14 protein-coding genes are annotated in these 22,809 nt (G+C 49.2%); 8 read left to right on the forward strand and 6 right to left on the reverse strand.

Features of this window, described 5'->3' with window-relative positions; translation table 11 throughout:
* Positions 1–428: 428 nt before the first annotated feature.
* Together ST42_RS02145 and ST42_RS02150 are read left to right on the forward strand one after the other, a co-directional pair.
* Entirely contained in the window at positions 429–1,481 is a 1,053-nt protein-coding gene (locus ST42_RS02145; protein WP_044072092.1) for a hypothetical protein, read from the forward strand.
* A gap of 1,334 nt (positions 1,482–2,815) precedes the next feature.
* Complete coding sequence (locus ST42_RS02150) at positions 2,816–3,325, forward strand: low molecular weight protein-tyrosine-phosphatase (protein WP_044065223.1); 510 nt, start codon at positions 2,816–2,818, stop codon at positions 3,323–3,325.
* 619 nt (positions 3,326–3,944) lie between these two features.
* Here the strand turns inward: ST42_RS02150 and ST42_RS13080 are convergent.
* The 4 genes from ST42_RS13080 to ST42_RS02170 all read right to left on the reverse strand — a co-directional run bounded on the left by ST42_RS13080 (position 3,945) and on the right by ST42_RS02170 (position 8,066).
* Complete coding sequence (locus tag ST42_RS13080) at positions 3,945–5,714, reverse strand: phosphoethanolamine transferase (RefSeq protein ID WP_052488192.1); 1,770 nt, start codon at positions 5,712–5,714, stop codon at positions 3,945–3,947.
* Positions 5,715–5,834: 120 nt separating this feature from the next.
* The gene (locus ST42_RS02160; protein ID WP_044072094.1) at positions 5,835–6,581 is read right to left on the reverse strand and encodes a glycosyltransferase family 2 protein; all 747 of its coding nucleotides are present in this window, start codon (positions 6,579–6,581) and stop codon (positions 5,835–5,837) included.
* A 70-nt stretch (positions 6,582–6,651) separates the two neighbouring features.
* A complete protein-coding gene (locus ST42_RS02165; RefSeq protein WP_156132591.1) occupies positions 6,652–7,269 on the reverse strand; it encodes a DUF4294 domain-containing protein in 618 nt (205 codons plus the stop codon).
* Between the two features lie 68 nt (positions 7,270–7,337).
* Positions 7,338–8,066, reverse strand: a complete 729-nt coding sequence (locus tag ST42_RS02170) for a lipopolysaccharide kinase InaA family protein (RefSeq protein ID WP_044072172.1) — start codon at positions 8,064–8,066, stop codon at positions 7,338–7,340.
* Positions 8,067–8,302: 236 nt separating this feature from the next.
* Here ST42_RS02170 and ST42_RS02175 point away from each other — a divergent pair, with 236 nt between their 5' ends.
* Positions 8,303–10,252: an LTA synthase family protein gene (locus tag ST42_RS02175; RefSeq protein ID WP_044072096.1), complete on the forward strand. Its 1,950-nt coding sequence runs from the start codon at positions 8,303–8,305 to the stop codon at positions 10,250–10,252.
* Between the two features lie 679 nt (positions 10,253–10,931).
* On the opposite strand, the gene ST42_RS02180 is transcribed toward ST42_RS02175, so the two are convergent.
* Both ST42_RS02180 and ST42_RS02185 read right to left on the reverse strand, forming a co-directional pair.
* A complete protein-coding gene (locus tag ST42_RS02180) occupies positions 10,932–13,778 on the reverse strand; it encodes a M16 family metallopeptidase (RefSeq protein WP_044072098.1) in 2,847 nt (948 codons plus the stop codon).
* 367 nt (positions 13,779–14,145) lie between these two features.
* On the reverse strand, positions 14,146–15,801 hold the full coding sequence (locus ST42_RS02185; protein WP_044065219.1) for a nucleoside kinase: 1,656 nt from the start codon (positions 15,799–15,801) through the stop codon (positions 14,146–14,148).
* An 89-nt stretch (positions 15,802–15,890) separates the two neighbouring features.
* Here ST42_RS02185 and ST42_RS02190 point away from each other — a divergent pair, with 89 nt between their 5' ends.
* The 5 genes from ST42_RS02190 (at position 15,891) to ST42_RS02215 (ending at position 22,803) form a co-directional block, all read left to right on the forward strand.
* On the forward strand, positions 15,891–17,585 hold the full coding sequence (locus tag ST42_RS02190; protein ID WP_022316111.1) for a Na/Pi cotransporter family protein: 1,695 nt from the start codon (positions 15,891–15,893) through the stop codon (positions 17,583–17,585).
* Positions 17,586–18,837: 1,252 nt separating this feature from the next.
* Positions 18,838–19,326 carry a TlpA family protein disulfide reductase gene (locus tag ST42_RS02200; protein ID WP_042520312.1) on the forward strand — a complete coding sequence of 163 codons (489 nt, stop codon included), beginning with the start codon at positions 18,838–18,840 and terminating at the stop codon, positions 19,324–19,326.
* A 135-nt stretch (positions 19,327–19,461) separates the two neighbouring features.
* Complete coding sequence (locus ST42_RS02205; protein ID WP_044072099.1) at positions 19,462–21,177, forward strand: DUF6029 family protein; 1,716 nt, start codon at positions 19,462–19,464, stop codon at positions 21,175–21,177.
* Positions 21,178–21,182: 5 nt separating this feature from the next.
* Positions 21,183–22,004: an Omp28 family outer membrane lipoprotein gene (locus tag ST42_RS02210; RefSeq protein WP_022316108.1), complete on the forward strand. Its 822-nt coding sequence runs from the start codon at positions 21,183–21,185 to the stop codon at positions 22,002–22,004.
* Positions 22,005–22,113: 109 nt separating this feature from the next.
* Positions 22,114–22,803, forward strand: coding sequence for a hypothetical protein (locus ST42_RS02215; RefSeq protein ID WP_156139274.1), 690 nt, complete (start codon positions 22,114–22,116; stop codon positions 22,801–22,803).
* The last annotated feature ends 6 nt before the right edge of the window (positions 22,804–22,809 follow it).

The raw sequence follows: 22,809 nt of genomic DNA on the forward strand, positions 1-22,809 counted from the left end.
ATACTCTATTATTTTTAACCCAAATCGGTCATTAGGGCTTGCCTGGATTTTGTCTTTTTAGAAGGATGGATTTTGTCTGGCTTTTAATGAGTAATAGCAAGCTATTGCGAATTAAAAACAAGCAAAAGACGCCTTATAAAAGACAAAAGACTGCAAGCAGTTATAAAATACTACCATTGAACGGCCTAATGACCGTTTTGGGTTTAATAAATTCCGTCATATATGTTGCGATATTTAGGTTTCGTTAGATTTTCCTAAAAATTATTCTATTTTTGAACTATTGTGGATTCAATGTTTAATACATATCTTTGCAGCCGAAGGGTAATTAAAATGTTAACCTTTCAGATGAGAACAAAAAACGGCAAAATGAGTGACATGATGCCACATAATTAACTTACCTATTATCAATAACGAAAAAACAAAACACTATGAAAAGAAACTTCATTTATTCATTTTTCATCGCACTCGCTTGTTTGGGCTTCGTGGCCTGCGACAGCGATGACAACGACCAGACCAAGAATTTGCCTGAAGGATCTAAGCCTTCTACAAAGTTCACTGTAGGCAACTGCGAGGATGAGCAGAATGCAAAGGACGCCATAAAGTTGGATGTGAAGACATGGGGTGACGGAAAGACCGACAAGGAGTTCGTGTCTGTCGAACTGTTTGGCGACGGCCATTTCCTTATCACCACTCCTAATGCCCTCACCGCTCAGAAGCGTGCTGCCGACGGTCCACGCAAGGCGGGCTCTATTCTGAACAGGAGCAACAAGTCGCCGCTGCTGGCGCGTGTTGGTGAAAACAACGGTACCGACGACATCGACAACGGTCTGTATATATATGGTACATACACACGCGTGAAAGACGGAGTGTATAAGTTGAGCAACAACACTATGATTGAAATCAAGGACGGTGCTGTCAAGGGTACGGCAACCGTTACCTACACCAACCGCTATGGCGTGAGCATCACTATTGTCGTGTCTATCGACTACAACTACCAGCAGGATGCTGCCATGCGCCAGCTCTGCCGTTCGTGGAAATTCGACGAATCTGAGGTTTGGCTCTATGCTGACGACTTCTGCTTCGGATACGGCAAGCAGTGGATGACATTCGGCAGAGTGCAGCAGGAAATCACTCTCGCGCCTGAGGCTAAGAAGTGGGGATTTGATGAGGATGACGTTCTCGAAACTGACGACTGCTGCAAACGCATTGTATTCTCGCCTTGCGGTAGATACATCTGCTTCTTTGCTGACCACGATATCGAAGTGGGTCGCTGGGAATGGAAAGACATTAAGAACGGTGTGTTGCGCCTGTGGGAGCCTGTTGACCTTGACGACGACGATGATGACGATGATGACTGGGCTGATGTGACAGTGCGCTTCGACGGCAATCAGATGCATCTATACCAGGACTATATGGACAAGGATGACGGTGTCAAGTTCCGCGTTCTGGGTGTAAGCACTTTCACTGCAAGATATTATTGATATCTTAGTTTGTAGCACATGCCGTGATAGTGGCATGTAGAGGATATAGGGCGTGTCAAGGCTCGTGACAGCGAGTTTTGGCACACTTTCTTATTTGCTATATTTTATAACTGCCGTTTTACTATCTGACAAGTTTGTCGTACTTGCATTGAAAGTGAAAGACTGCAAGAAGTCATAAAAAAATAATGTAAACGTCCTAATGACCGATTGGGGTTAATCCTTGTTTTTCGAGGTGTCAGACTTATGGGCAAAAAAAAAGGGGCTCCGCTGAGTCCCAATCTTTGTTAACCTTAAATCTAATACTATGAAAAACACGATGCAAAGGTATGGATTTTTTGTAAAGTTGCAATACCAAACGGATAATTTTTGCATTTTCCCTAATCGTTATTGATGTATGTCAATAGAATTGTGTGCGAGAACAATATTTTTTAGTAAAACAATTTGTCCGGTATATTTTCAAGCAAGCTTGTTGTTCTGTCTTCGGTTTTAGATAAAATCCTCCCGTTCGGAAATGTGAATGCATTCACATTTCTCTCATTTATCCGGATTTTGCATTATCTTTAGATAACCCGTTGGTGGAATTAATTTGATCGATATGAGCAAAAGTTTCCCATATCGCTGATTCTCAGTAAAAACGAGAATTTCTGAAAAACTGTCAGATTGTCTGGTTTTTTATCGTAATATTCTGGCAATCAGACCGTTGGCTGCCAGGCAATTGTCAGCCTATTGTCTGGATGGTTTGCTGATGAAAAGAGAATTGTCAGATGAAAAGAATTATCAGATGAAAGGAATTAAGACGACAGGAATAGTATGCGCTGGCAGAATCCTGGAAACAGGAATATGGGTGTTACAACATTAACTTATTGGGCAGACGTCAGACAGCAAATCTGCCCAACAGGGGCAAGCACGTTGCCCATGATGGGCAAGCACGTTGCCCCAGTTGGGCAAGCAGCGTGCCCAATTTAATACAAACCATAAGATAAGCTGCGGCTCGGGATAAGAAATGAATGGATTCATTTCGTTCTGCTCTCGCCTTGCATTATCTTTAGATAAGATAAGCTGCGGCTCGGCATAAGAAATAAATACATTTATTTCGTTCTACTCTCGCCTTGCATTATCTTTAGATAAGATAAGCTGCGGCTCGGCATAAGAAATAAATACATTTATTTCGTTCTGCTCTCGCCTTGCATTATCTTTAGATAAGATAAGCTGCGGCTCGGCATAAGAAATAAATGCATTTATTTCGTTCTGCTCTCGCCTTGCATTATCTTTGCACTGGATTATTAACCGTTGCTGAGCGGAGACGCTGGCGACACATTATTATATATGATATTATGTTTGGAGAAGAAAGAAAGAACCCGCTGAAGAAATATCTTCTGTTTGTATGTCTTGGCAATATCTGCCGGTCGCCGGCTGCCGAGGGAGTGATGAAGAGTATTGTGGCTGACGACCCCAGACTCGACGGTTTTGTGGAAATAGACTCCGCCGGCATAGGAGCCTGGCATACGGGACAGTTGCCCGACAGTAGGATGAGGAAATGTGGCGCCAGCCGGGGATATGACTTCAGCAGCAGGGCACGACAGGTGAAGCCTCAGGATTTCGACCGCTTCGATTATGTCTTCGCTATGGATCATGAGAATGTTGCCGACCTCAATGGTGTGGCGCGCAATGCTACCGACAGGAAGAAAATCCTTTGTCTTGCAGATTATCTCACCGACCACAGGGATTACCACACCGTGCCAGACCCATATTATGGGACGCAAAAGGATTTTGAAATTGCTCTCGACCTTATAGAGGATGCTTGTAAGGAGGTGGCGCGCCTTTTGGCAGAGGAGAAACTTTAGCAAAAAACGGTCATCAGGCTGTTTTTATGTAATACCGAGTATTCAATGCTTCACTCTTTTCTTTATCTTTGTCGTTTTGTCTCGCATATCGAAACAAATGTTACAAAATGTAAGGATAAAGTGAAAAGTGAAGCTTTTTATGTTATATTCCTTGATGTATGTCAAAGAAATCAATAAGTACATTAAAAAACTTGCCCAAACTATTGTGTGCGGACACAAAAGGTTGTATCTTTGCAACGTGTTCGGGAGAATACATTTTTCATAGGTTAGTAGTTTGATAGATTTAAGGTAAAGATTATGTTATTAGATTTTAAGACGACTATGATGTTGATGGCAGTAGTCTTAGTAACACTGATTAGTTTTACTGGTTACAACCACAACTGATATCGTTAAAAAGAATTGTTTTCAGGAGGCCGGTTTGAGTGATCAAGTCGTCCTCTATTTTTTTATATATACCCCTCAACCAGAGTTCGGGAATTCCATACGACCGGTTTGGGATTACCTCCCCAAATCTTATCCACACAAATTTATTTCTGTGTATCTGAATTAATTCCGTGTAGACGCATCATCCGTGTGTACCTGCATTCATTTGGGTGCCCACATTATCTGTGTACCCGCATCATTTGTCATCCGCAATGCGAGCCTTTCCCTCGTAAGTGGTGAGGTCGTCGCGAGTATATCTGTATGTTTTGCTTGCCAATGACGAGGACTCGTCGAAATGGTTGGATTCCACATCGAAGATGCCGCACATCAGTTCGTAGGCAAGGTCGTTGGTGAAGAATGCGTCCTTGTTAGCCTTCAGAGCCTCTATGCGGTCGGGATGACACGCCATATATTCATCGGTGAAGCAAACGAAAAGCGGTATGCGCACATCGCCGAAGCCGGCGAAGTTTGGCGAACGGTGTCTGTCGGGAATCGTGGCGTGGTCGCTGAAATATACCATCGCCTGCAGGTTCAGGCGCTTGCTGGCATATTCATAAAACTGCCGGAGCACGTCGTCGGTATATCTCAGAGAATTCTCGAAGTTCAAGACATTGTCCTGCACCCCCTGTTCTCCCCATACCGTGCGGTCGGCAGGGTAGCGGTTGAGGAAGTTGAAGTGGCTTCCCTTGAGATGCAGCACGAGGAAGTTGTTCTCCGCCGGGTCCAGCTCGTCGAGGAAATCCACCAGCGACTCATCGTATTGCACCTTTCCCAAGTCCTGCTTCGTCCATTTCGCCACCTCCGCCGTGTTTGCCACCAGCGTTATCGGTGTGTCGTTGGCTCCGAGATGTCCCTGGTTGCTATACCAGTGAACGCGGTATCCCAGTTTGTGTGCGATGTCGATAACGGAGCAGGAGTCATAAAACTGTCTGCCGTTGTATTGGTTGTATTCCGTCAGTGCCTTTTCGAGCGACTGCACGGTGTGCATGGCACAGCTGTAAGAGTTGGGAAACAGCACGCAGTGCTCCTTGTCTTCCGCCATGCCGCGCATCCAAGGCGTGGTGTCGTGGTCCATCTTCGTGAACGCACTCATATAGTCGCGCGATGCCGACTCTCCAATCACCATCATTATAGTGGAAGGCTTGCCGAAGGGCTTTCCCAGTGGTCTCACGTTGAGGTCTTTCAAGCGGCGTTCCATCTCGGTGACGTAGCGTTTGTCGTTGGCGGAATACTCCTTTATGTCCAGCCATAGCCTTACAATCCCCGACCTCTGGAACATTCCGCGCCGCGGTTTGAACATATACCATGTGAACACCAGAGCCGCCAGGGCAGCCACAGCGATGCGCCATGGTTCCAGAGCCACGCCAGACCGAATGTTCATCATCACCACACCAGCCAGCAGCGCCACTATAGCCACCAGCAGCAGCGCCACCTTCCACCAGGAGTACGACCGTGCGAATTCTATTATCTCGTTGGGGTGGGAGTCTTGCAGTATTTTCATGCCGTTGGCGTCGATACAGGTGCCATAGAGCCTGTAGTATACTGCCAGCGACAGACTCACCATCAGCAGTGCCCATTCAGCTACAGCCACAATCATTCCTCCGCCCATCATGCCCACTGCGGCAGCCAGTCCGAAGATATAAATACCGCAAGCTATCTCACCGTAGTTCTCATAGTCAGGCGATTTCCTGCGGTTTGTCAGATGATAGAGCAGAGGGTATGTTGCAGCCCATGCCACGCCAGTGACAGCCGCCATGGCGACGGGCAGATTCGGTCTGATGCCTATTATGGCGAGCGGAATCCATACCATCAGCGACGACAGGGCGAAACGCCTTGTCTGCTGTCCGCGTGCGCTGTGGCTCATTCCGGCGTTGCATCCGTAGTATATGCCGCAGCAGATGGCGAAGGTGATGATCATTCCGATGAATGCCATAAATATTTTCAGATATGTAGGGTCGTTAAGCATAAGAATGGTAGAATTTCGTTTATTGTTTGTTTTGCATGTCTCCGATATGCCGCTCGTCAACTCGTCTAACTAATCTCCTCGTCTCCTCGTCTCCTCGTCAACTTGTCAACTCGTAATACTTCATTTCCCTCTCAGCCTGCACATCAGATAGGGCACTCCGAGCCGCATGATGAATTTCAGTCGCTGCGGCATGGGAATCGTCTCCCACACCACGCTGATGTTGTCGCGCAGTCCCTTCGACCGGTGGCTGTTCGACACACCTCCCGTGTCGAATATCGCTATCGGCAGGTTCACGTATCTGAAGCGCGCCCCCTTCTGATAGAGTTCTATGAAGGATTTGAAGTCGGCAGACAACCTGTGCTTGATGTCGAAAGGATTGCTGATGAGGCTGTCGCGGCGTGTGAACACGCACTGGTGGCAGAATATCATGCGGTGGTAGAGATAATAGCTCTCGGGAGCTTTCTTCACGTTGCCGTCTTTCACCACGTCGCCATACACCACGTCGGCGTCGGCAAGAGGCTGGCAGAATACGCGTCGCAACACATCATCGGCGGCGAACACGTCGCCGGCGTTCATGAATATCACCCATTCTCCCGTTGCCATCCCCACGCCCTTGTTCATGGCGTCGTAGATGCCGCGGTCAGGTTCGCTCACCCATGTCGTTATCGTTCCCGAATGGGCGTATCGCTTTATCGTGATGATGGTGTCGTCGGTAGACTTTCCGTCCACCACCACAATCTCCTTGTTGGGATAGTCCTGCATCTGCAGGTTGCCGAGAGTCTTCTCCAGCAGTGGTCCGGCGTTGAATGTAACGGTCACTATCGACACCTTCGGCAAGTTGTTTTCTGTCTTTGATGCTTGCTGCATTTTGCGTTTTTGTCCTTTGCGTGTTATATTGTAGGTGGGGCTTCTACCCAGTTGTCTCTCTGTCTCAGCGTTACAGCTGTCCGCTCTCCACGAGTCTCGCCACCCGTTCCGTCTCCTTGTCGTCGCCCTCAGGGTCGTATTTCTTCGTGAGGCTCGCACCGAATGTCCATGCGAAAGCCTGATAGAATCCTGCCCTTATCGGACCGAGGAATGCCTTTACCAGCTGGTACGACGACGAGTTGCACTCTCTGTATACCAGTTTTATGAGCAGCTTTCCCTGCGTCAGCGTCAGCTTCTTCATCCTCGGCGTGTATTCCTTCTTGATACATGCCTCCACGAGCTTCATGTGCTGGTCCTTCGCCTTCTTGTTGGGCAGCGTCTGCAGATATTCGTATGTCTCTATGATGATATGGTTCACCTCCTTGGCTATCGGCAGCACCTTCTTCACGTTGTAAACCAGGCGGTTGTATCTCTGCCGTTGCTTTGGAGTCTTGAACACCTGTGGCGGATACACGTACACGTTGTTCAGTTCCACATATTGTATGCTGTCCTTTCCGTGTAGCACCTTTCCCACCTTCACCATCGGCACGAAGGTAGGGTTGTCCATATCCACCTCGCGGTCCTCCGGTTTCGTGTCGTTGCCGAACACGGGGTTCTGCGCCCTCGCCGTTGTCAGCGTGAGCATCATGACCATTATAGCCAATAATATGAAGTATGGTCTGTTCCTCATCATTGCGCAAAAGATATTATGTTCTTTCAGAGGCGCAGCTTCTTTCTGTTCTCAAACTTGTCGAGCAGTGCCACAGCCTTTCTTACAGTCTCTTCTTCGTCCCATCCCCTGCGCCTGGCATATCCGCGCACCACATATTCGTAGAGGTCGCGCCGGTGAGTGAAGCGCTTCAGGTTTTCAAGACATTGCTTGTCGCTGGGCCATCCGTCGCAGAAATGCGACCGGTTGGTGTCTATCATGTCGAAGTGGTAATTGCCGTCGGCATCGGTAGTATAGAGGAAGTTTGCCGAGTTCAGGTCGCCGTGCAACACTCCGTGACTGTGCATCAGCACGATATAGTCAATCACGGCATCGGTGAGCTTGCGGTCGAAGTCCTCCTTGTTCACCAGTTCCTGGAACACCTCCTTGCCCTTGCTCTCCTCGTATACGAAATATCCCACGGTGAATCTGCCGTGCTCATATTCCTCCATGTAAGCCACGGCGCGTGGCGAACTGACTCCACGCTTTCTGAACTCGTCGGCAAACAGGAATGCCCTCTTCGCCTTTGTCCTGCGGAAATGTGTGTATATGATGCTCTGGATCCAATTCACCCGTTTGTATCGCTTGGCAATGAATGTCAGACCGTCGTGTTCGAGACGTCTCACACTGTTTCGCTTGTCTTTCAGCACCTCTCCCGTGTTTGTGCTGAACAGCGACGGTATGCTGTTGATGTAATCAGAATATTTCTTGTATCGTTCGGCTATTACTGTCTTCATGCTATCTTTTAGTGGTGGAACGTCTGCTGCCTTTTCCGGGCTTGCAGATGGGTACATACGCTGCAAAGGTACATATTTTTATACTTATGCCGCTTAAATTGTTCTGAAATAACTAATTTTGCAGCGTAATTGACGATATTGGGGCTGTCTGCCGCGGGCTACAGGCATAAATACCTGAGTATCATGGTGTCAACCGATACAAATGCGCCCCAAGAAGAAGGGGGATAATCATAAGAATGAAAATGAATAGAAGCAAGCAGTTTTTCTTGTCGTTGGCATGGCTGGTCAGTGTCCATGCCTTGATGTTGGTAGTTCTGACAGTATTCAGATTAGTGGAGCTGACGTGTCTCCACGGGATGATAACCGACCATGGGGCGAGTGTCGTCACGGCATTCGTCAAGGGCGTGTGGTTTGACAATGTGGTGGCATGCTACATTTCGGTGCTTCCTCTCGCCGTGACCCTCCTTGCCGCCGCCTTCGGATATGCCGGCAAGAAGCTGCGCAAGGGGGTGTGCTATTGGTATTTCGTGTTCTCAGCCATCGTGTTCATGGCATCGGCGGCAAACACACCCTATTTCGAGTATTTCTTCAAGAATATCAACTCCTCCATCTTCGAATGGTTCGGCTATGCCGCCACCACAGCAGGCATGGTGTTTCAGGAGAAATCGTATATACTCCATATCTTCCTCTATTTCGTCTTCCTCGCCGCATATATCGTGGCGATGATATATATGCGCCGCTATTTCGACAGACGGATAGACCGCTGCCGCAGGGACGACCGCTTCGTGTTGCCGGTGGCGCTGCGCTTCATCGTTTCAGTATGTGTGGTGCTTCTCTGCCTCTTCGGCATCAGGGGCCGTATGGGCTACAACCCCATTAAAATCAGCCAGGCATACTATTGCGACGACCCGTTTCTCAACCAGCTCGGCATCAACCCCGCCTTCAACCTCCTTACCAGTGCTCTCGACGACATGCGCAAGGAGAACCGCGACCTGCATCTCATGCCATATGCCGAGGCAGTGGGTCTTGCCCGCCAGTCGCTGGGCATAACGGGAGCGGTGGACAGCAGCTGCGTGATGCACCGTGAGGTGGCTGCCGTGGGCGAACCGCGTCGTTGCAACGTGGTGGTGATACTCATGGAGTCGATGTCGGCGAGCCTGATGCAGACCTTCGGACAGCAGCAGCGCCTCACGCCGAATCTCGATTCGCTCTACAACCATTCCCTCGCCTTCACCCGTTGCTATAGTGCCGGAATACATACCAACCACGGTATGACAGCATCCTTATACTCCTTTCCGGCGCTCATGTTCCGCAATCTGATGAAGGGCACGGTGACGCCACACCGCAAGGGAGTGCCAACAGTGCTCAAGAAGTATGGCTACCACAATATGTTCTTCATGACCCACGAGGCACAGTATGACAACATGAAGGCGTTTTTCACCACCAACGGCTACGATGAGATTTACTCGCAGGAGAATTATCCTAAGGAGGAAATTGTGAACAGCTTCGGAGTGTCAGACCATTTCCTCTTCGACTATGCCCTGGGCACCATCAACAGCCGTGCCAAGAGCGGCAAACCGTTTCTTGCCACTCTCCTCACCATCAGCAACCATCCGCCATACGTGATACCTTCGTTCTTCAAACCCAAGACGCATGACCCGGAGACGCAGATTGTGGAATATGCCGACTGGGCGGTGGGCGACTTCCTGCGCAAGGCGTCGCACGAACCATGGTATAAGAACACTATCTTCGTGATAATGGCAGACCACGGCAAACTCGTGGGCAAGGCTACCACCGAGGCTCCGGAATCCTACAACCACATACCGCTCATCATGTTCGGTCCCGGTGTGCCCACGATGCGCTACGACGGACTTGCCCAGCAGGTGGATGTGATGCCTACGCTGCTCTCTCTGCTCAATATGGGGTATGAGTATGACGGTTTCGGACAGGACCTCCTGCATACGTCCCGTCCTATGGTGTTCTATTCTGCCGACAATCAGATTATCGCCCGCGACGGCAAGCGTGTCTATGTGTACAATCCTAAGATGCAGAAGAACTTCTGCTATGTGGAGGATGCCCGTGGCACCCTGCATGAGACTCCTATGACCTCTGCCTTCAAGCCACTCCAGCGCTATGTCTTCTCGATGATACAGACGGCACAGTTCGTGTTGAAACGGCAGCAGTAGGTAATTACTCACCTGGATAAACCCATTCTGACCTCAAACCCATCCTGACCTTCCCAAAGGACAACCCATCCTAACCTTCCCAAAGGACAACCCATCCTAGCCTTCCCAAAGGGAAGGAACAAGTTACTCAGAATACTGTCATCAGCCCCCACCTAACCTCCCCCGAAGGATAACCCATCCTAGCCTTCCCAAAGGGAAGGAACAAGTTACTCAGAATACTGTCATCAGCCCCCACCTAGCCTCCCCCGTAGGGGAGGGACAGTTACTGTTGCTATTGATAATCTATTGATAATCAGATAACTACAAACGGCTATCATGCAGTCAAAGGTATCTGTCCCTCCCCTTCGGGGGAGGTTAGGTGGGGGCTGAAGTTCATAAGACGGAGTAATCTGTTCCTTCCCTTTGGGAAGGCTAGGATGGGTTGTCCTTAGGTAAGGTTAGGATGGGTTATCCCTTTGGGAAGGTTAGGATGGGTTGTTCTTTGGGTTTAGGTTAGGATGGGTTTATGTCATTATGGGTTTTAGCCCGAGAGAGGGCTGAAGTCAGTAGGAAAGCCTTTGTCTTGTCCTCTATTTTCAGACAAAACGGGATAAACCTGTATTCAGGAAAACCCACAAAAAAATCCCAGCCGCTATCTTGCGACTGGGATTTTTTAGATATTTCTGTCAGCGTGAAATCATTATTCCTGTGGGAGCATGATAACGCTCACGCTGTTCTTGCCGATGAAGTTGTCCTTCACATACTTAGCAACAGATGCTGGAGTGAGGGCGTTGACGAGCTTCTCGTAGTCAGTGTTGATGTCAACACCTTCCTCGTCCCATGTCTGGATAACGTTCATCCAGTAGCCGTTGGTCTTCAGACCATCCTCATAGCGCTTTACCATCAGGTCCTTGGTCTTGTTCAGCATGTCAGCGTCGATTGTAGAACCGAGTTTCTGCAGCTCCTCGCGCATGATCTGGATAGCGATGTCCTTCTTCTCAGGCTTAACAGGGCAGTAGCCGTAGATAGCGTTGAATGGAACGTCGCCGCCGAGGTTGGCGAAACCGCCGGCGTTAGCTGAGTATGCAGCGCTCTGCTCCTCGCGGATAGTCTTCAGATATACCATGTCGAGCACCTGTCCGGCTGCGTCGGCCTTGATAGAGTTGTCGAGAGTGAATGGCACGGTGTTGTTATACCAGAACATGTAGATGTTAGACTTAGGAGTCTCCATCTTGCGGTGGAATGTGTTGTCCACGGTGCCTGTAGCATACTTGGAGATCTTGTTGAAGTTCTCGTGAACGAACTTCTTGCCCTTCTTCACTGAAGGCAGAGAAGCGATGTAAGTCTCGATGTACTGACGGACGAGAGTCTCGTCGAAGTTACCTACGATAGTGAATGTGAAGTCAGCAGCGTTGGCAGTGCGCTCCTTGGCGATCTGCAGGATGCGGTCGTAGTTGGCGTTGTCGAGATCTTTCTCTTCGAGAGAAATCTGACGGGCGTCGTGAGCGTGGAGAGTATAGGTTACAGAGTCCTGGAGAGCGCTCTCAGCAGAGAGAGACTTGTTCTTCAGGGCAGCGCGATACTGGTTGATAAGCGAGTTGAAAGCCTGCTCGTCCTTCTTGATGTTAGTGAAGTAGAGATAGTTCATCTGGAACATTGTCTCCATATCCTTCGGTGTGCAGCTTCCGCTGACATACTCGTGGAGGTTAGATAAAGACAGGTTCACGTTGGCGTTCTTGCCGGCGAGTACCTTCTGCAGCTCTGTGCTGCTGAAGTTTCCGAGTCCGCTGTAGCTTATCACGTCGTTGAACAGGTCGAGGTTCACTCTCTCCTTTGCGTCGTAGAGAGACTTACCACCCTTTGAAGAACCGTTGAACAATACCTCACCCTCTTTCAGGTTAGTCTTCTTCAGCAATACGCGTGCACCGTTGCTCAGTGTCAGCTCCTTGTATCCGAACTTGGCATTCTCCTTCTCAGAAACGATCTTGCCAGCCTTTGGCTGCTCTGCGATGAGAGGCTCCTGCTTAACATTGTCTACGTAAGCCTCGATCTTCTCTGCGCGGGCATCGTCGTAAGCCTTCTTCAAGCTTGCCTCTGTAGAGTATACCATACCTTCCTTCTCAGTTGTGGTGTTGTAGATCACAACGTTAGAGTCGCTGAGGCTGATGAGCTGCTTCATAGCCTCGTTTACCACGTCCACAGGCAGCATTGGAGTGAGCTGCTGCATGATCTGGTAAGTCTGCTCGATAGAGAGCAGAGGCTCCTTCTCAAGATAGTTTCTTGCGCAAGCGCGGCCGAACACGTCGTTGTTGATCTTGTCGCGGTTGGTATACTGCTTCTCAAGGGCGCTCATGTAGTTTGCCTTGGCACGCTCATACTCAGTAGCGGTGAAGCCGAACTTGGCAGCACGCATAGCCTCGCGGGTCAGGGCAGCGAGAGCAGCCTCTGTCTTTCCGTCCTTTGGAGTGGCGTTGAATGTGAACGCATCCTTTGTCTTGGCGAAGATATAGTTGCCGGCATATCCGTAAGCGCTTACGAATGGGGCGTCAGCCTTCTGTGCTTCCTCCTGCAGACGTGCGTTCAGCATGGCAGAAGCCATGTCGGTAACGAAGTCTTCGATGAGGTATGGCAGATAGCCTTTCTGGTCTTCCGGAGTAGAGTCATACTTGAACATCAGCTCCACTGAGTTCATCTGCTCCTCCTTGTCCTTGTCAACGATGATGATTGGCTCAGCATTGTCTGGAACCTGCTCGTCAACGATAGGTGCCGGGTTTTCCGGGTTCTTGATGTCAGAGAACATCTCCTTGATCTTAGCCTCGGTGCGGTCTACGTCGATGTCACCAACCACGATGATAGCCTGGTTTGTAGGGTGATACCACTTCTCGTAGTAGTCGCGCAGAGCCTTAGGCTTGAAGTTGTCGATTACCGACATCAGACCGATAGGGTAGCGCTTGCCGTACTTGCTGCCAGGGTAGAGCTTCTCGAGGTTGCGCTCGAACATACGGCTGCTTGCCGATGTGCGCATACGCCACTCCTCGTGGATAACGCCGCGCTCCTGGTCGATTTCTTTAGGATCGAGAGTCAGGTTGTTGCTCCAGTCCTTTAGGATGAGCAGACAAGAGTCGAGGGCTGCGATGCCACGGTCTGTAGGAACATTGTTGATGTTGTATACAGTCTGGTCGATAGATGTGTAGGCATTCAGGTCGCCGCCGAACTGCACGCCGAGTGAACGGGTGTAGTCGATAACACCGTTGCCAGGGAAATTCTTTGTTCCGTTGAAGCACATGTGCTCAAGGAAGTGTGCCAGACCGCGCTGGTTCTCTTCCTCCTGGATAGAACCCACACGCTGGGCGATGTAGAAGTTCACACGCTTCTCTGGATAACCGTTGTGGCGCACGTAGTAAGTCAGTCCGTTTGCCAGTTTGCCTGTCCTTATTGCTGGATCGATAGGCAGGGGCTGCATCATTGGGTTGGCCTCCTGTGCGTTGATGCCCAGTGCGCCTGTGACAACCAATGCCGCAAACACTAAGATTTTTCTGATTTTCATGTTTATTATTGTTTAAAATTATTGTATGTCTTTCTTCGTAAAATATCCGGTAATGGTGGAAATAACTCCACAAAATTAGGAAATTTACAATTACCATACGATTTAAACCCTGATTTTACTACAGAAAAGCCTTGATATATAACCTATTTTAACATATTTGGCTGGCATTTAGTGGAATAGACCATCCGGTTTTGCCTGGAGTCTGATCCAAATCGGTCATCAGGCAGTTGGTGTTTTAAGAAAATCCAAGTAAGTCCTGATGACAGATTGGGTTAAATCAAATTCCAAGCAATGCCTTATGACCGATTTGAGTTTAAAGACAAATCGCTCCCTTCCCTCTTCGGAGGTCAGGATGGATTGCCCCTCATCAATATTTGAAAGAGCTTCCGCCGAGGAACTCCCTGAGCAGCGAAGTGGGCGGTACCTGGCGGTTTGTGATAGGCTTGATGTATTTCAGGAACTTCAGCAGCCTGTATGCCTCACTGTATTCGTCACAGTTCTCAGGCACCTGCTCAAGCAGCGGCACCGCCTGCTGCTTTATCACCGCCAGCTCAAAGATCATCGCCGTGTTGAACATGGCGTCGGCATTCTCCTGGAACGGGAATATCCATTTGTTCTCGCCAGCCCTCACCGAAGGCCAGCGGTGTATTGTCTCCATGGCGTTCACGCCGCGGTATTTGTAGTCGCGGATGATGCGTCGGAGCAGACGGTTGTCGGTGGTAGGTACATAGTTGTGGCTGTCGAGCAATATGGTGGTGAATGCTGAGGCATAGACACGGAATATCTGTTCGTCGGGAATCTGTGCCGTCAGTTCCGGGTTCAGTGCATGTATGCCTTCCACCACGAGCACGTCGTTCTCGTGCATCTTCAGTTTCTTGCCGCTCTTCTCGCTGCGTCCCGTCTGGAAGTTGTATTTCGGCAGCTCTATCTCCTTGCCGTTGAATAGGTCGTTCATCTGTTGGTTGAGCAGCGGGATGTTGAGGGCGTAGAGACTCTCGTAGTCGTATTCGCCATTCTCGTCCTTCGGTGTGTGCTCACGGTCAACGAAATAGTCGTCGAGTGATATGGCGATAGGTTTTATGCCGTTGGTGAGGAGCTGTATTGAGAGTCGTTTGCACGATGTTGTCTTTCCGCTCGACGACGGTCCGGCGATGAGCACCATCTTCACCTTCTTCCTTGCGGCTATCTCGTCGGCGATATGCGCTATCTTCTTCTCCTGCAGAGCCTCAGAGAGGTTTATGAGGTCGGTGGTCATACCTTTGTCCACAGCCTCGTTCAGGTCGCCGATGGTGCGCAGACCGAGTATGTCCTGCCAGTGGTGGTGCTCCTTGAAGATATCGAACATCTTGTCCTGGTGTATCAGTTCGCCGAGCTGTCCCGGGTCTTTGAGCGACGGTATGCGCAGCAGCAGTCCGTCGAAATATTTCTCCAGTCCGAAGAGTTTCAGCTGCGACGTGTTGGTGAGCAGCGAACCGTAGTAGTAGTCCTTGTATCCGTCTATATCATAATAGGTGGTGTATAGCGAACCGGTGCTTCTGAGCAGTTTCACCTTCGACTCCCTGCCCTCGAATACCTTTATCGCCTCCTCCGTGGTGCATTCGTGGCGGCGCAGCGGCAGTTTGGCGTCGATAATTTCCTGCATGCGCTGTCTGATTCTTGCTGCCACCTGCTCCGTCACTTCCTCGCCGATGATGAGGTCGCAGTAGTAGCCGTTAGACACCGGAATGTCTATCCATACGTTGCCTTCGGGATAGAGGTCGTGCACCGCCTTGCAGAGCACCATGAAGAGGGTTCGGGTATATGTCCGCTGTCCTGAAGGCGAGGTGAGGTCGAGATATTCCACGTCCTTGTTGTGGTACACCCTGAAGTTGAGTCCTTCAACCTTGTTGTTCACCTTTGCACTAACCGGACCGTATTTCATATCGAGGCCAGAAGCGTCATAAATTTCAGAAAGTGTGCTTCCGATTGCAGAGTTTAAAACTTTTTTATTATTTTTGCAACGGATTTGTACTACTTGTTTCATAAGTGTTACATTTTTAGGGATTCACGTTTGTAAAGTTACTCCCTTTCTGCGACATTAATGCGCGTCAGCATCATAAATAAATTTAAAATATGTCGATTTGGATTATTTTTAAGATCATTGGATCATTGGCTCTGCTCATCTATGGCATGAAGGTCATGAGCGAAGCCTTGCAGAAGATGGCCGGTTCGCAGTTGCGCCACATCCTCGGCACCATGACCAAAAACCGTTTTACCGGACTGATAACCGGTATGTTCGTAACAGCGTCTGTGCAGTCGTCCACTGCCACCACCGTGATGACAGTATCCTTTGTCAACGCCGGTCTCCTCACACTCGCCCAAGCCATATCGGTGATTATGGGAGCCAATATCGGTACCACGTTCACGGCATGGATCATGACACTGGGATTCTCGTTCAATATGGCGAACGTGGTGTTCCCCGTGTTCTTCATAGCACTCCTGTTGATATACAGAAAGAAGCACCGTTATGTAGGTGACTTCCTGTTCGGCGTCGCTTTTATGTTTTTCGCCATTTCCACCCTCGGCGCCACTGGCAAGGAAATGGACCTCAGTCACAACCAGTCGGTAATAGAATTCTTCTCGTCGTTCGACAAAGACAGCTACCTCACCATATTCGCGTTCCTCGGATTGGGAACGATACTCACATTCTGCATGCAGTCGTCGGCAGCCCTCATGGCCATCACCATGGTGCTCTGCTCCAGCGGTGTGCTGCCGATATATATGGGTATAGCCCTCGTGCTCGGTGAGAACATCGGTACCACCATCACCTCAAACATCGCGGCGATGGGAGCCAACACCCAGGCAAGGCGTGCCGCCATGGCACACCTCTCGTTCAACGTGTTCGGAGTGTTGTGGGTGCTCTGCATATTCTATCCCTTCATAGATATGGTATGCGGATTCGTGGGCGTTGACCCGCATTCAGGCCACATCGACGCCTCACGCCTCTCTGTGGTGCTCGCCGCCTTCCACACCACCTTCAACGTGTGCAACACGGCAGTGCTGATATGGTTCATACCACAGATGGAAAAACTCGTATGCACCATCATCAAGCCAAACGCCATGAAGGACGAAGACGACTTCCGCCTGCGCTACATCGGCGACAACACCCTCATGGCCACTCCGGAGCTTTCGGTGCTCGAGGCACGCAAGGAGATACAGTCGTTTGCAGAGCGCATACAGCGTATGTTCTCTATGGTGAGAGAACTGCTCGGAGTGAAAAACGAGAACGACTTCGTGAAGCTCTTCACACGCATCGAGAAATATGAAGGCATCTCCGACAATATGGAGATAGAGATTGCCAACTATCTCGACAAGGTGAGCGACTCACACCTCAGCGACGAGACGAAGGCGAAAATACGCGCCATGCTACGTGAGATATCAGAGATAGAGAGTATCGGCGACAGCTGCTACAACATAGCACGCACGCTGAACCGCAAACTGCGTGGCAAGGAGGACTTCACCGAGCAGCAGTATGACCATCTTCACCAGATGTTTGAGCTCACCGACGACAGTCTCACACAGATGAACGTGATGCTCTCCAGCAGACGCTACGACCTCGACGTGAACCGTTCGTTCAACATAGAGAACGAGATAAACAACTACCGTACGCAGCTCAAGAGCCAGAACATCAACGACGTGAACAACCATCTCTACACCTACGCCATCGGTACGATGTATATGGATATCGTGAGCGAGTGTGAGAAACTTGCCGACTACGTCATCAACGTGGTGGAGGCACGTATGGGAACAAAGCAGCGCGAGGCATAACCACGCCTGACCGCAACACGCCTGACCGCAACACGCCAGACTACAATCACGCCAGACAACAGCCACATCTGGCTGACAGAATAATCCACAGTGGGGGACAAGGGCAGAAAACGACAAGTCATCGTCGCATCGCCCTTGTCTCCCATTGTCGTTTTCTGCCTCTTCCTAAACCATGAACTTTGGGGCATCCGTATGGCATCAATTCTGCCCAAGTGGGGCAAGCTGCTTGCCCCACATGTGAAAGCACCTTGCCCCACTTGGGCAAGCACCTTGCCCATTTTTAACCCCAATCGGTCATTAGGGCTTGCCTGGATTTTGCTTTTTAGAAGAGTGGATTTTGTTTGGCTTTTAACCCAAATCGGTCATTAGGGCTTGCCTGGATTTTGTTCTTTTAGAAGAGTGGATTTTGTTTGGCTTTTAATGAGTAATAGCGAGCTATTACTCATTAAAAACAAGCAAAAGACGCCTTATAAAAAACAAAAGACTGCAAGCAGTAAATATAAAATACAATAAACGGCCTAATGACCGTTTTGGGTTTAATGAGTAATAGCGAGTCAGACAGTTTTCAAACCATCCAGACAATTCAGAACAACTGTCAGGTCGCTAACTGTCTGTATGTCAAACCGATATAAAGAAAACCAGATGGTCTGACAGTTTCGGAGGAAATTTTATAGTATTGAATATAATTTTACAAATCATCAGCAGTCACTGGATATGCCATCGAGAATACGAATGGATATGCCATTGAGGATACGAAGCAGTCAAGTCTGTAATGATCAGTCCGTCTTGATTTATTGTAGTGTTTATATCCCCCTCACAATATATATCCTCCTCACATTAATTATATACCCCACCTCTACATTATATATCCCCTTCACATTATATATTATATGTATGATTTCCTGTATTCTTTTATATTGATATAAAGAGCATGTTTCCCGACAATCAGCTATTTCCGTCAGGTGACCGATTTCGCGGTTAATGCCGACTTTAGCCATGTGTCTTCTTCCATTCAATGAAGATGCACTTGTTGTCATGATAATAAGTGTATAAATATCACATAATAATGAAACAAACCCCAAATTTGCGTCATTTGTTAAATAATCGAGCCATTTTCTTTATTTTTCTTGTTTTTTATTTGGGAGTAAACAATATAAAAATTAATTTTGCCACGAAATACACAATACATGTTATTAATAATCGATTAAATATCATACTCATGAGAAAGAATTGTATATTGAATCTGAGCAAGATGAGCAAGAGTCTGCTCGTTTTGGCAATGCTCCTCTTCGCTGTTGTGGAGAACGCGAGCGCACAGCTTCCATCGTTCAAGCTGAAGAACATCGAGGGCAAGACAGTTGACACCTCTACTCTCAGCAACGACGGAAAACCGTTTATCATCTCATTCTTTGCCACATGGTGCAAGCCATGCAACCGTGAGCTCAGCGCTATCGGCGAGGTTTACGAGGACTGGGTGGCAGAGACTGGCGTGAAGCTCTATGCCGTTTCCATTGACAAGGCACAGAACGCCAACAAGGTGAAGCCTCTCGTTAACCAGCACGGATGGCCATACGAGGTACTCCTCGACTCCAACAGCGAGTTCCGCAAGTCGTTCGGTGGCGAGATGATTCCGTTCGTTATCATCTGCGACGGTGAAGGCAAGGTGGTGTTCAAGCACAACGGCTACACCGAGGGTGCCGAGCAGGAGCTGATAGAGAAGGTGAGAGAACTCATCAAGTAATAAAGAAATTTCATAAGCATTATGTTATGGAAGGGATTTCCATGGCATGATGCTTTTAATCCTTTTTTTTGACAATGGCAGAAGCCTGGGCGCTTCTTCTATATACCTTATTAACTTATAAAAGACAAATCTCAAATGAGACCAATTCTATTTTTCTCACTCGCAGCAGCCCTCGCCGCCACGACAACAGCGACGGCACAGGAGAACAACGACGACAAGTTCGTTGTAAGCGGTAGTATCCAGAGCGATGTCATCATTCCTCAGGAGGATACCGAAATCGGGGCAAAGAAATACAACGAGTGGGCTCTTACTAATACCTATGCCGATATTGCGGCACGTAGCAACCACCTCGATGCCGGACTCCGTTTCGAGTTCACAAAGCATCCGCTGCCAGGTTATGCCGACACAGACAAGAGCTTCAAGGGATGGGGCGTGCCAAACTTCTATATCAAGACACACTTCGACAAATTCGACCTTACGCTCGGTACTTTTTATGAGCAGTTCGGTTCGGGCTTCATCCTCCGCACATACGAGGAGAGAAGTCTCGGTATCGACAACTCGCTGCTCGGAGGCAAGCTCGTGCTGCGCCCTGCAAAGGGAGTTCAGATCAAGGCACTCTCGGGAAAGCAGCGCCACTACTGGAAGTGGAACGACGCATGGGTGACAGGCGGTGACCTGGAGCTCAGCCTCGACCAGTGGTTCCGTGGCTTCCAGGAAAACAATACATACCTCACACTCGGTGCATCATGGGTGAACAAGTATGAGTCGGCAGACGAAGACAACGTTATGGTGCCCGGAGCTTCATACAAGCTCAAGTTCCCGTCAACGGTAAACGCATTCGACGTGCGTGCCAACCTGCAGACAGGCGACTTCTCGTTCCTCGCCGAATATGCGTGGAAGACCCAGGACCCATCATTCGAGAACAAGTATGTCTACCGCACCGGCCGCGTAGGAATGCTCTCTGCTTCTTACTCACGCAATGGATTCAGCGTGCTGGCTCAGGCAAAGCGCTCTGACAATATGGGATTCCGCAGCGCACGCAGCGTGACAGGACTCTCGTCGAACATCAACAACCTGCCTGCATTCACAATGGAGCAGACATACACCCTCGCAGCTCTCTATCCTTATGCCACACGCTCCGACGGCGAGTGGGCTTTCCAGGGAGAAATCGGATACAAGTTCAAGGGCAGATACGCTCCAAGCTTCAAGCTCAACTATTCTCACGTGTTCGACATCGACAAGAACTTCAGCAAGGGTCCTCACTATGACGGATACGGATATGGCTCAAATGGTTATGGTTCGGCATTCTGGAAGATAGGCAAGTCGTTCTACCGCGACTTCAACATCCAGTATGAGCAGAAGTACAGCCGTGACTTCAAGCTCAACTTCATGTATATGAACCAGTATTACAACAACGACGTGCTCACGGCAATCGAGCGTGAAGACGGTGCACACGTCGGCGACGTGCTCAACCACATCTTCATCGCTGACGCCAAGTGGAAGATGACTCGCAAGATGACTCTCCGCGGTGAGGCTCAGTATATGAAGTCTTCTGACGGCAAGGACTATCAGATATTCAAGTGGAACTCAAACGGCGCACAGGGCGACTGGATCAGCGGACTGCTCGAGCTCTCTGTACTTCCAAACTGGATGTTCACTGTATCTGACCTCTACAATGCCGGTGAGACAAAGCACCACTATTATATGGGATCCGTGACATTCAACTATGGTGCACATCGCCTGCAGGTGGGTTACGGACGTACACGCGCCGGATTCAACTGTACTGGTGGCGTCTGCCGCTATGTGCCAGCAAGCAAGGGCGTAACATTGTCGTATAACTATAACTTCTAAATCTCATGAAACTAAAGAATATTCTATATAGCTCGGCAGTAGTTGCCGTTGCGGCTCTCTTCACGGCATGTTCTGACATCGACGAGAACGAGCGCTTCGAATACGTTAAGCCTGCATCAGTAAACCGTGCCGTGCTCATCGAGGACTTCACAGGCCAGAACTGTGTTTACTGCCCTAACGGAACTGAAATCATCGAAGGTCTCCTCAAGCAGTATGGCGAGGATCACATCATCGCTGTTGGTATGCACAGCGGTCCGCTCGGATTCAAGGGCAGCAAGAAATATGTAGGTCTCAAGACCGACATCGCTGATACATACTATAACGCATGGGGCGTGACAACACAGCCTACTGCTACTATCAACCGTTCTGTAGTGCTCTCCGACTATACCAAGTGGGGAGCAGCAGTGGCTATTGAGCTGCAGAAGGAAGCCAAGCTTTCGCTCAACTTGACAAATACTTATGACGAGGCTTCTCGTCAGCTCACTATCAACGTTGAGGCTTACGGCACTGACGGCAATACCGACGGCAAGCTCACCGTATGGCTGCTCGAAGATGGTGTGAAGGCTTATCAGAAGGACCAGAGCGGATATAACTACGACTATATCCACAACCACGTGTTCCGTGCCAACGTTACCGCTGACGCATGGGGTGATGCAATCTCCGTGAAAGAGGGCGTGAAAAGCGAGAAGAGCTACACCTACACTCTGCCCGAGGAATGGAATGCCGATAACGTCAGTGTAGTGGCTTTCGTCAACGGTGCCGACAACCACAACGTGGAGCAGGTGACCAAGAAGGCAATCAAGCCACAGTCATTGTTGACAAAGTAATTTATCCTCAGGGAGTCCGGAAATTCCGGACTTCCATATATGCTTTGAGCCGACAGGTCGCTCAGGGCACTTCAAATACAAAACCGATTAAAATCAAAAAAAGAAAAATATGAAATCATTTAAGACCCTTTTGTTGGCTGGTTTGAGCCTCATGGCTTTCACTACAGTCTATGCGCAGGAGGAAGAGGAGGTGGAGACAGACCTCACTACCCTGCAGTTTGTTGACGCTGACGGCAATGTAATCGCTGACGGCGCAACCGTAAACTTTGCTCCTACAGATCCAGAGGAGACCCCTGGAGGCTTTGAAATCAAGCCGGGAATCTTTGTAGAGAATCTTACAGACGAGCCGGTGTATACAGCTGCACAGGTTAATATTACTGCAATGAGCAGTGGTTCTTTGATGTGCTGCTTCCCTGCGAACTGCTATAATAAGTTTGAGCTTGAAGAATTTACAACCGATCCTTCAGAGCCTATCCAGGCAAAGGCAAAGCACAGTCTCAATACAGAATGGTATGCTGAGGCATATGGTTCTTGCACTGCTTCTTTCCAGTTGAAGATTTATGAGGCGACACTTGCTCCGGGTCAGTTCGTTCCTACCAAGGTCCTCAGAGCCAACGGTCCTAAGATCACTGTAAACTTCATCTACAATGACCCTGCAAGCATCAACGGCGTTTCCAACGACGGTGCGAAGGCAGTAGCATTCTTCAATGCAAACGGTCAGCAGATCAACAACCTGCAGAAGGGCTTGAACTTCATCAAGTATTCTAACGGCAAGACAGTGAAGACTGTTATAAAATAATCATCC

It is taken from the genome of Prevotella pectinovora (genome assembly GCF_000834015.1).
In the GTDB taxonomy this organism is placed as follows: Bacteria; Bacteroidota; Bacteroidia; order Bacteroidales; family Bacteroidaceae; genus Prevotella; species Prevotella pectinovora.

Coding starts and splice junctions, on each gene's coding strand:
- ST42_RS02170 (WP_044072172.1), bottom strand. CDS start 8,066: ATGAAGACAGTAATAGCCGAACGATACAAGAAATATTCTGATTACATC.
- ST42_RS13080 (WP_052488192.1), bottom strand. CDS start 5,714: ATGCTTAACGACCCTACATATCTGAAAATATTTATGGCATTCATCGGA.
- ST42_RS02150 (WP_044065223.1), top strand. CDS start 2,816: ATGTTTGGAGAAGAAAGAAAGAACCCGCTGAAGAAATATCTTCTGTTT.
- ST42_RS02205 (WP_044072099.1), top strand. CDS start 19,462: ATGAGACCAATTCTATTTTTCTCACTCGCAGCAGCCCTCGCCGCCACG.
- ST42_RS02200 (WP_042520312.1), top strand. CDS start 18,838: ATGAGCAAGAGTCTGCTCGTTTTGGCAATGCTCCTCTTCGCTGTTGTG.
- ST42_RS02185 (WP_044065219.1), bottom strand. CDS start 15,801: ATGAAACAAGTAGTACAAATCCGTTGCAAAAATAATAAAAAAGTTTTA.
- ST42_RS02165 (WP_156132591.1), bottom strand. CDS start 7,269: ATGATGCTCACGCTGACAACGGCGAGGGCGCAGAACCCCGTGTTCGGC.
- ST42_RS02175 (WP_044072096.1), top strand. CDS start 8,303: ATGAAAATGAATAGAAGCAAGCAGTTTTTCTTGTCGTTGGCATGGCTG.
- ST42_RS02180 (WP_044072098.1), bottom strand. CDS start 13,778: ATGAAAATCAGAAAAATCTTAGTGTTTGCGGCATTGGTTGTCACAGGC.
- ST42_RS02160 (WP_044072094.1), bottom strand. CDS start 6,581: ATGCAGCAAGCATCAAAGACAGAAAACAACTTGCCGAAGGTGTCGATA.
- ST42_RS02215 (WP_156139274.1), top strand. CDS start 22,114: ATGAAATCATTTAAGACCCTTTTGTTGGCTGGTTTGAGCCTCATGGCT.
- ST42_RS02190 (WP_022316111.1), top strand. CDS start 15,891: ATGTCGATTTGGATTATTTTTAAGATCATTGGATCATTGGCTCTGCTC.
- ST42_RS02210 (WP_022316108.1), top strand. CDS start 21,183: ATGAAACTAAAGAATATTCTATATAGCTCGGCAGTAGTTGCCGTTGCG.
- ST42_RS02145 (WP_044072092.1), top strand. CDS start 429: ATGAAAAGAAACTTCATTTATTCATTTTTCATCGCACTCGCTTGTTTG.